This is a genomic window from Aeromicrobium sp. PFPM2_SD2 (assembly GCF_057364525.1).
In genome coordinates, this window is sequence record NZ_JBNFNZ010000089.1 from 1 (window position 1) to 7,036 (window position 7,036).

Annotated in this window: 8 protein-coding genes and 1 pseudogene; 7 read left to right on the top strand and 2 right to left on the bottom strand. The window is 72.9% G+C overall.

Features of this window, described 5'->3' with window-relative positions; translation table 11 throughout:
* Window positions 1-238, bottom strand: a 238-nt coding sequence (locus AC2W7G_RS06375) for a hypothetical protein (RefSeq protein ID WP_485867695.1), incomplete at its 3' end; no start/stop codon positions are given.
* A gap of 14 nt (window positions 239-252) precedes the next feature.
* The gene (locus AC2W7G_RS06380; protein ID WP_485867696.1) at window positions 253-459 is read right to left on the bottom strand and encodes a hypothetical protein; all 207 of its coding nucleotides are present in this window, start codon (window positions 457-459) and stop codon (window positions 253-255) included.
* Between the two features lie 265 nt (window positions 460-724).
* On the opposite strand from AC2W7G_RS06380, the gene AC2W7G_RS06385 reads away from it, so the two are divergent.
* From AC2W7G_RS06385 to AC2W7G_RS06415, 7 genes and pseudogenes are all read left to right on the top strand, one after another.
* Window positions 725-1,372 carry an ABC transporter permease gene (locus AC2W7G_RS06385; RefSeq protein ID WP_485867697.1) on the top strand — a complete coding sequence of 216 codons (648 nt, stop codon included), beginning with the start codon at window positions 725-727 and terminating at the stop codon, window positions 1,370-1,372.
* Window positions 1,365-3,323 carry a betaine/proline/choline family ABC transporter ATP-binding protein gene (locus tag AC2W7G_RS06390; protein ID WP_485867698.1) on the top strand — a complete coding sequence of 653 codons (1,959 nt, stop codon included), beginning with the start codon at window positions 1,365-1,367 and terminating at the stop codon, window positions 3,321-3,323. The genes AC2W7G_RS06385 and AC2W7G_RS06390 overlap by 8 nt, the downstream gene beginning before the upstream one ends.
* Before the next feature lies 1 nt (window position 3,324).
* Window positions 3,325-4,290, top strand: coding sequence for a glycine betaine ABC transporter substrate-binding protein (locus AC2W7G_RS06395; protein ID WP_485867699.1), 966 nt, complete (start codon window positions 3,325-3,327; stop codon window positions 4,288-4,290).
* Window positions 4,291-4,422: 132 nt separating this feature from the next.
* Entirely contained in the window at window positions 4,423-4,986 is a 564-nt protein-coding gene (gene pyrR, locus AC2W7G_RS06400) for a bifunctional pyr operon transcriptional regulator/uracil phosphoribosyltransferase PyrR (protein WP_038951916.1), read from the top strand.
* Window positions 4,983-5,924: an aspartate carbamoyltransferase catalytic subunit gene (locus AC2W7G_RS06405; RefSeq protein ID WP_485867700.1), complete on the top strand. Its 942-nt coding sequence runs from the start codon at window positions 4,983-4,985 to the stop codon at window positions 5,922-5,924. Before pyrR ends, AC2W7G_RS06405 begins: the two co-directional genes overlap by 4 nt.
* Window positions 5,921-6,238 (top strand): annotated as a pseudogene (locus AC2W7G_RS06410) (dihydroorotase); the annotation flags it as partial. The gene AC2W7G_RS06405 and the pseudogene AC2W7G_RS06410, both read left to right, overlap by 4 nt.
* A 92-nt stretch (window positions 6,239-6,330) precedes the next feature.
* Window positions 6,331-7,036, top strand: a 706-nt coding sequence (locus tag AC2W7G_RS06415; protein WP_485867701.1) for a dihydroorotase, incomplete at its 3' end; no start/stop codon positions are given.

Here is a 7,036-nt window from a genome sequence, read left to right on the forward strand (position 1 = left end):
CCGGTCCTCGGCCCGGAGCGTCAGGCGACCGCCAGGAGGACCACGGTGAGGAACGCGGCGACCACGGCGCCCCCGATCCACGGCCACACGTGAGGCGGGGTCCGCGGACGACGTCCTGGCGCGGACCGGTCCACCGGTCGGCCAGACGTCGCTGGCGCCGGAGGAGGAGCAGGTCCAGCACCACCAGCACCACCAGGACGGCGAGCAGCGTGCGGGCCAGCGGGCCCAGCAGTCCCACGCACGGCAGGGCCGTCACCGCCACGACGCCCGCCGCGCGGCGGGGGCCAGGAAGCCGAGCACGGCGAGCGTGACGAGCGCGGCACCCCCGAAGGCGACGGCGAACGTGGTCCACGACGTCCAGGACACCAACGAGTCGAGGGCGTCGGGTCGCTGGTCCGCCTCCTCGGGTCCGAGGAGCACGAGCACCAGGGCGAGCAGCCACAGCAGCGTGGAGGGCACGCGCCGGCGCCAGGTGGCGTCAGCGGGGGTCAGGGCGGGGCGGTCACCGGGGGAGCGTGGTGGGGCCTCACGGGCGGCGTCCCCGGATCGGGGCGGACAGGAATCTCGAACCGGTGCCGATCCCTGGCAGCCCGGCGAGAATCGGCCGTCCGGACGCCGCCGGAGCGGCTCGCGGACCTGCGGGCCCGGCCGTCGGCGGGTAACGTCCGCCGACGACCGATGACCGACGCCCTGCGCCCTGACGGCGCCCGACCCCGGAGGCGGAGTGAGCTTCTTCGAGTTCGTCCAGGACCGCTGGTCGGTCCTGTCCTTCCTGGCCTACCAGCACCTGAGCCTGGTCGTGCAGACCCTGGCGCTCGCCACCGTCCTGGCGCTGCTGGTGGCCGTGGCGGTCTACCGCTCGCGCTGGGCGGTCGCCGTCGCGACCGGCTTCTCGGCGGTCGGCCTGACCATCCCGTCCTACGCCCTGCTGGGCCTGCTCGTCGGCGTCGTCGGGATCGGCGTGCTGCCGTCGGTCGTGGCGCTGGTGTTCTTCGGCTTCCTGCCCATCCTGCGCAACGCGATCGTCGGGCTCGCCGGCGTCGACCGGGCGCTCGTCGAGTCCGCCCGCGGGATGGGGATGGGCCGCTTCGCCACCCTCGTGCGGCTGGAGCTGCCCACGGCCTGGCCGGTCGTCATGACCGGCGTCCGCGTCTCGGGCCAGATGCTCATGGGCATCGCGGCGATCGCGGCGTATGTCCTGGGCCCCGGCCTCGGCGGCTACATCTTCTCCGGCATCTCGCGCATGGGCGGCGCGAACGCGACCAACTCCATCGTCGCCGGCACGGTCGGCATCCTGCTGCTCGCGGTGGTGCTCGACCTGGTGCTGAACCTGCTCACCCGACTGACGACCTCCAGGGGGATCCGTGCCTGACCAGACCACCCACGGCGAGCGCATCCTGCTCGACCACGTGACCAAGCGGTACCCGGGGCAGGAGATTGCGGCGGTCGACGACGTCACCCTGGAGATCCCCGCGGGCGAGACGGTCATGCTGGTAGGCCCGTCCGGCTGCGGCAAGACCACGACGATGAAGATGATCAACCGGCTGATCGAGCCGACGTCCGGGCGCATCCTCATCGGCGACCGCGACGTCACCCAGGCCGACCCCAACGAGCTGCGCCGCTCGATCGGCTACGTCATCCAGGGCGCGGGGCTGTTCCCGCACTACACGGTGGCGCAGAACATCGCGATCGTCCCGAGGCTGCTCGGCTGGGACAAGCAGCGCATCGCCGCGCGCGTCGACGAGCTGCTGGAGCTGGTCAACCTCGAGCCGCAGGACTATCGCGACCGGTACCCGCGCGAGCTCTCCGGCGGCCAGCAGCAGCGCGTCGGCGTCGCCCGGGCCCTGGCGGCCGACCCTCCGGTGCTGCTCATGGACGAGCCGTTCGGCGCGGTCGACCCGATCACCCGCCAGCGCCTGCAGGACGAGCTCATGCGCCTGCAGGAGGAGCTGCGCAAGACCATCGTCTTCGTCACCCACGACTTCGACGAGGCGGTCAAGGTCGGCGACCGGATCGCGGTCCTGGACGTCGGCAGCACGATCGTCCAGTACGACACGCCGGAGGCGATCCTGGCCCACCCGGCGAACGACTTCGTCGAGGGCTTCGTCGGCCACGGCGCCGCGCTCAAGCAGCTGACGCTGACCCGGGTGCGTGACGTCGACCTGCACGACGCGGCCGTCGTCCGCGTCGGGGACGACCCGCAGGACGCGCTCGAGACCGCGCGCCGGATGGACCGGCGCTGGGTGCTCGTGCTCGACCGCCAGGACCGGCCCCAGCGCTGGATGTCGGTGCGCGAGCTGGAGCGCGACGGCCTGGGACGCGTCACCCGCGACCCCGACCTCGAGGTGGTCAGCACCGGCGCCACGCTCAACGACGCGCTCGACGAGATGCTGACGTCCAGCCACGGCGTGGTCGTGGTGACGGGCCGCCGCCACCGCTACGAGGGCGTCGTCCGGGTCGAGACGATCATGGCGGCGATGGAGGACATCCGCGGCGCCGGGACGCCGCGGCGGCCTCCGCGGGGAGCCGGCGTGAGCACGGCCCAGGCGACGGTCGAGCCCGGCGACGAGAAGGTCGTCGGGACGGCCAGCACCGACCGACCGGGCGTGATGCGCTGGCTGGGCCAGCCGCTCGTCGTCGTCGTCGCGGTGGTGGCCTGCCTGGTCTACGTCGACCGGGCGGACGTGACCGACGTCGAGCGCCGCTCCCTGTCCGTGGACAACCTGCTGACGCTGCTGGGCCAGCACCTGGCGATCAGCGTGATGGCCACGGTGCTGACCGTCCTCGTCGCCGTGCCGCTGGGCGTGCTGCTGACCCGCGGCCGGATGCGGCGCTTCTCCCAGCCGATCATCACGGTCGCCGGGTTCGGCCAGGCCGCCCCGGCGATCGGGCTCATCGCGCTGGGCGCGGTGATCTTCGACGTCGGCCGCACCGGCGCCGTGGCCGCGCTGGCCGTCTACGGCGTCCTGCCCATCGTGGCGAACACCGTCACCGGCCTGGACGGCGTCGACCCGCGTCTCGTCGAGTCCGCCCGCGGCATGGGCATGTCGTCGTTCGCGACGCTGGTGCGGGTCGAGCTGCCCCTGGCCCTGCGCGTCATCGTGGCCGGCGTCCGCACCGCCCTGGTGCTCATCGTCGGCACCGCGTCCCTGGCCGCGTTCACCGGCGCCGGCGGCCTCGGCAACCTCATCACGGCCGGGATCAAGCTCCAGCAGGACACCACCCTGGTGGTCGGCGCCGTGCTCGTCGCGGCGCTGGCCCTGCTCATCGACTGGGTCGCGCGGCTCGCCGAGCTGGCCGCCGCCCCGAAGGGAGTCGGCTGACATGACCCGACGTCACCGCCGCGCCACCGGCGCGGTCGCCGCGCTGCTGTGCCTCGCCCTGACCGGCTGCGGCCTGCAGTCCGCCTCCGGCACCGTGCTGGACGCCGAGCCGGCCGACCTGCCCGAGGCGCCGTCGCTCGAGGGCGCCCCGATCACGGTGGGCTCCAAGGACTTCACCGAGCAGCTCATCCTGGGCAACCTGCTGTCGATCGTGCTGAACGCGCTGGGTGCCGACGTCACGAACCTCAGCAACACGCCGGGCAGCTTCGGCGTGCGCCAGGCGTCCGTCGACGGCCGTGTCGACGTCGCCCCGGAGTACACGGGCACCGGGTGGATCAACTACCTGGGCAACGACCAGCCGGTCAAGGGCGAGCAGCAGCAGTTCGAGGCCGTCCGCGACGCCGACCTGGCCAACGGCCTGACCTGGCTGGACCCGGCCCCGCTGAACAACACCTACGCGTTCGCCACCGCCGAGGACACCGCCGAGCGGCTCGGCATCACGTCGCTGTCGCAGCTCGCGTCGCTGCCGAAGGAGGAGCTGACCTTCTGCGTGGAGAGCGAGTTCTCCAAGCGCGACGACGGGTTCGTGCCGATGCTGCGCACGTACGGGCTGACCCCCGCGGACCTGGGCGACGTCATCACCCTGGACGCCCGCGTCATCTACACGGCGACCGCCCGGGGGCGGTGCAACTTCGGCGAGGTCTACACCACCGACGGCCGCATCCCCGGTCTCGGCCTGACCACGCTGGAGGACGACAAGCAGTTCTTCCCGCTCTACAACCTCAGCTTCGTGGTCGGCAGCGACGTGCTGGAGGAGCACCCGGAGCTGGCCGACGTCAACGCGGCGATCGCGCCCCGACTGACGAACGAGGTCATGCTCGAGCTCAACGCCAAGGTGGACGTCGAGGGCGAGGACCCCGCGATCGTCGCGCGGGACTGGCTCGTCGACGAGGGCTTCGTGAAGTAGCCGCGGCGCCGAGCCGCGGGTCCGTCCCACGCGCCGAGTCCGGCCCCGGGTGACGGGCGCCACGCTGGTAGGTTGAACGACGACAAAGACGTCCTTTAACCACCGTCCCGTGAGGCGGAGAAGGAGGTCAGCGTGACTCCTGAGAGTCCAGCTGCCGGCGTGCCTGCACGCACCGTGCTCGACGAGCGAGACATCGCCCGGGCACTCACCCGCATCACCCACGAGATCCTCGAGCGCAACCGCGACTCCGAGGGCGTGGTGATCCTGGGCATCCCCACCCGCGGCGTCCACCTCGCCCGGCGCATCGCCGCCCGGATGAGCGAGGTCGAGGGCCGCACCATCACCGCCGGGTCGCTCGACGTGACCATGTTCCGCGACGACCTGCGGCTCAAGCCCGCCCGGGCCATCGGCCGCACCGAGGTGCCCGAGGACGTCGACGGCAAGGTCGTCGTCCTGGTCGACGACGTGCTGTTCTCTGGCCGGACGATCCGCGCCGCGCTCGACGCGGTCAGCGAGCTCGGACGCCCGAAGGCCGTCCAGCTGGCCGTGCTGGTCGACCGCGGCCACCGCGAGCTGCCGATCCGCGCCGACTTCGTGGGCAAGAACCTGCCGACGTCGCTGGCCGAGAAGGTCAAGGTCCGGGTCGCCGAGCACGACGACGCCGACCACGTGACCATCGAGGGCGGTGCCGCGTGATCAAGCACCTGCTGAGCGCCGGCGACCTGAGCCGCGAGGACGCCACCCAGATCCTCGACACCGCCGAGGAGATGCTCTCGATCGCCAAGCGGCCGATCAAGAAGCTCCCGACGCTGCGCGGCCTGACGGTCGTCAACCTGTTCTTCGAGGACTCCACGCGCACCCGCATCTCGTTCGAGGCCGCCGCCAAGCGGCTGTCGGCGGACGTCATCAACTTCTCGGCGAAGGGCTCCAGCGCGTCCAAGGGCGAGGGGCTGAAGGACACCGCCCTGACCCTGGAGGCGATGGGCGCGGACGCGGTGGTCGTGCGCCACCACGCGTCCGGGGCCCCGCACCGCCTGGCCGAGGCCGGCTGGACCCGCGGCGTCGTCGTCAACGCCGGCGACGGCACGCACGAGCACCCGACGCAGGCGCTGCTGGACGCGTTCACGATGCGCCGCCACCTGGGCGACCTGGCCGGACGCCGCATCACGATCGTCGGCGACGTGCTGCACAGCCGGGTCGCGCGGTCCAACGCGCTGCTGCTGCACACGCTCGGCGCGAAGGTCACGCTCGTGGCGCCGCCGACGCTGCTGCCGGTCGGCGTCGAGCAGTGGCCGGTCGACACGTCCTACGACCTCGACGCCGCGCTCGAGGGAGCCGACGCGGTGATGATGCTGCGCGTGCAGCGGGAGCGGATGAACGCCTCGTTCTTCCCCAGCGCCCGCGAGTACAGCCGCCGCTACGGCCTGGACGCGGCGCGCATGAACCGCCTGGCCGAGCACGCCGTGGTCATGCACCCCGGCCCGATGAACCGCGGCATGGAGATCAGCGCCGACGTGGCCGACAGCGACCGCTCGGTCATCGTCGAGCAGGTCACCAACGGCGTCGCCGTCCGCATGGCCGTCCTGTACCTGCTGCTCAGCGGCCGCCAGGACCACACCGAGGAGATCGCATGAGCACCGGCACGTACGTCGTCCGCCGCGCCAGCGTGCTGGGGGAGCAGGTCGCCGACCTGCTGCTCGAGGACGGGCGCATCACCGCCGTCGGCACCGACCTGGACGCCCCCGCCGGCGCCACCGAGGTCGACGCCGAGGGCCTGGTCGCGCTGCCCGGCCTCGTCGACCTGCACACCCACCTGCGCGAGCCGCCGCGAGGACGCCGAGACCGTCCGCACCGGCGCGCGGCGCGCCGCGGCGGCTTCACCTGCGTCCACGCCATGGCCAACACCGAGCCGGTCGCCGACACCGCCGGCGTCGTGGAGCAGGTCTGGCGCCTGGGCCGTGAGCACGGCTACTGCGACGTCCAGCCCGTCGGTGCCGTCACCGTCGGCCTGGCGGCGAGCGGCTGGCCGAGCTCGGCGCCATGGCCGACTCCGCCGCCCGGGTCCGCGTGTTCTCCGACGACGGCAAGTGCGTCTGGGACCCGGTGCTCATGCGCCGCGCCCTGGAGTACGTCAAGGCGTTCGACGGCGTCGTCGCCCAGCACGCGCAGGAGCCGCGGCTCACCGTGGACGCGCAGATGAACGAGGGCCCGCTGTCCGGCGAGCTCGGCCTGGCCGGCTGGCCCGCCGTCGCCGAGGAGGCGATCGTCGCCCGCGACGTCCTGCTGGCCGAGCACGTGGGCTCGCGCCTGCACGTGTGCCACCTGTCCACGCGCGGCTCGGTCGAGCTGGTGCGCTGGGCCAAGAGCCGCGGCATCGACGTCACGGCCGAGGTCACGCCCCACCACCTGCTGCTGACCGACGACCTGGTGCGCTCCTACGACCCGATCTACAAGGTCAACCCGCCGCTGCGCTCGGCCGACGACGTCGCCGCCGTCCGCGAGGGCCTGGCCGACGGGACGATCGACATCGTCGCGACCGACCACGCCCCGCACCCGATGGAGGACAAGGACTGCGAGTGGGGCGCGGCCGCGTTCGGCATGATCGGGCTGGAGACGGCGCTGTCGGTCGTCCAGGCCACGATGGTCGACACCGGGGCGCTCAGCTGGGCGCGCGTGGCCGAGGTGATGTCGGCCAACCCCGCGCGCATCGGCCGCGTCGCCGAGCACGGACGCCCGCTCGCCGCCG

What these genes read in the sequence shown, in the direction of transcription:
- AC2W7G_RS06395 (WP_485867699.1), top strand. Translation starts at nt 3,325, where the DNA reads ATGACCCGACGTCACCGCCGCGCCACCGGCGCGGTCGCCGCGCTGCTG.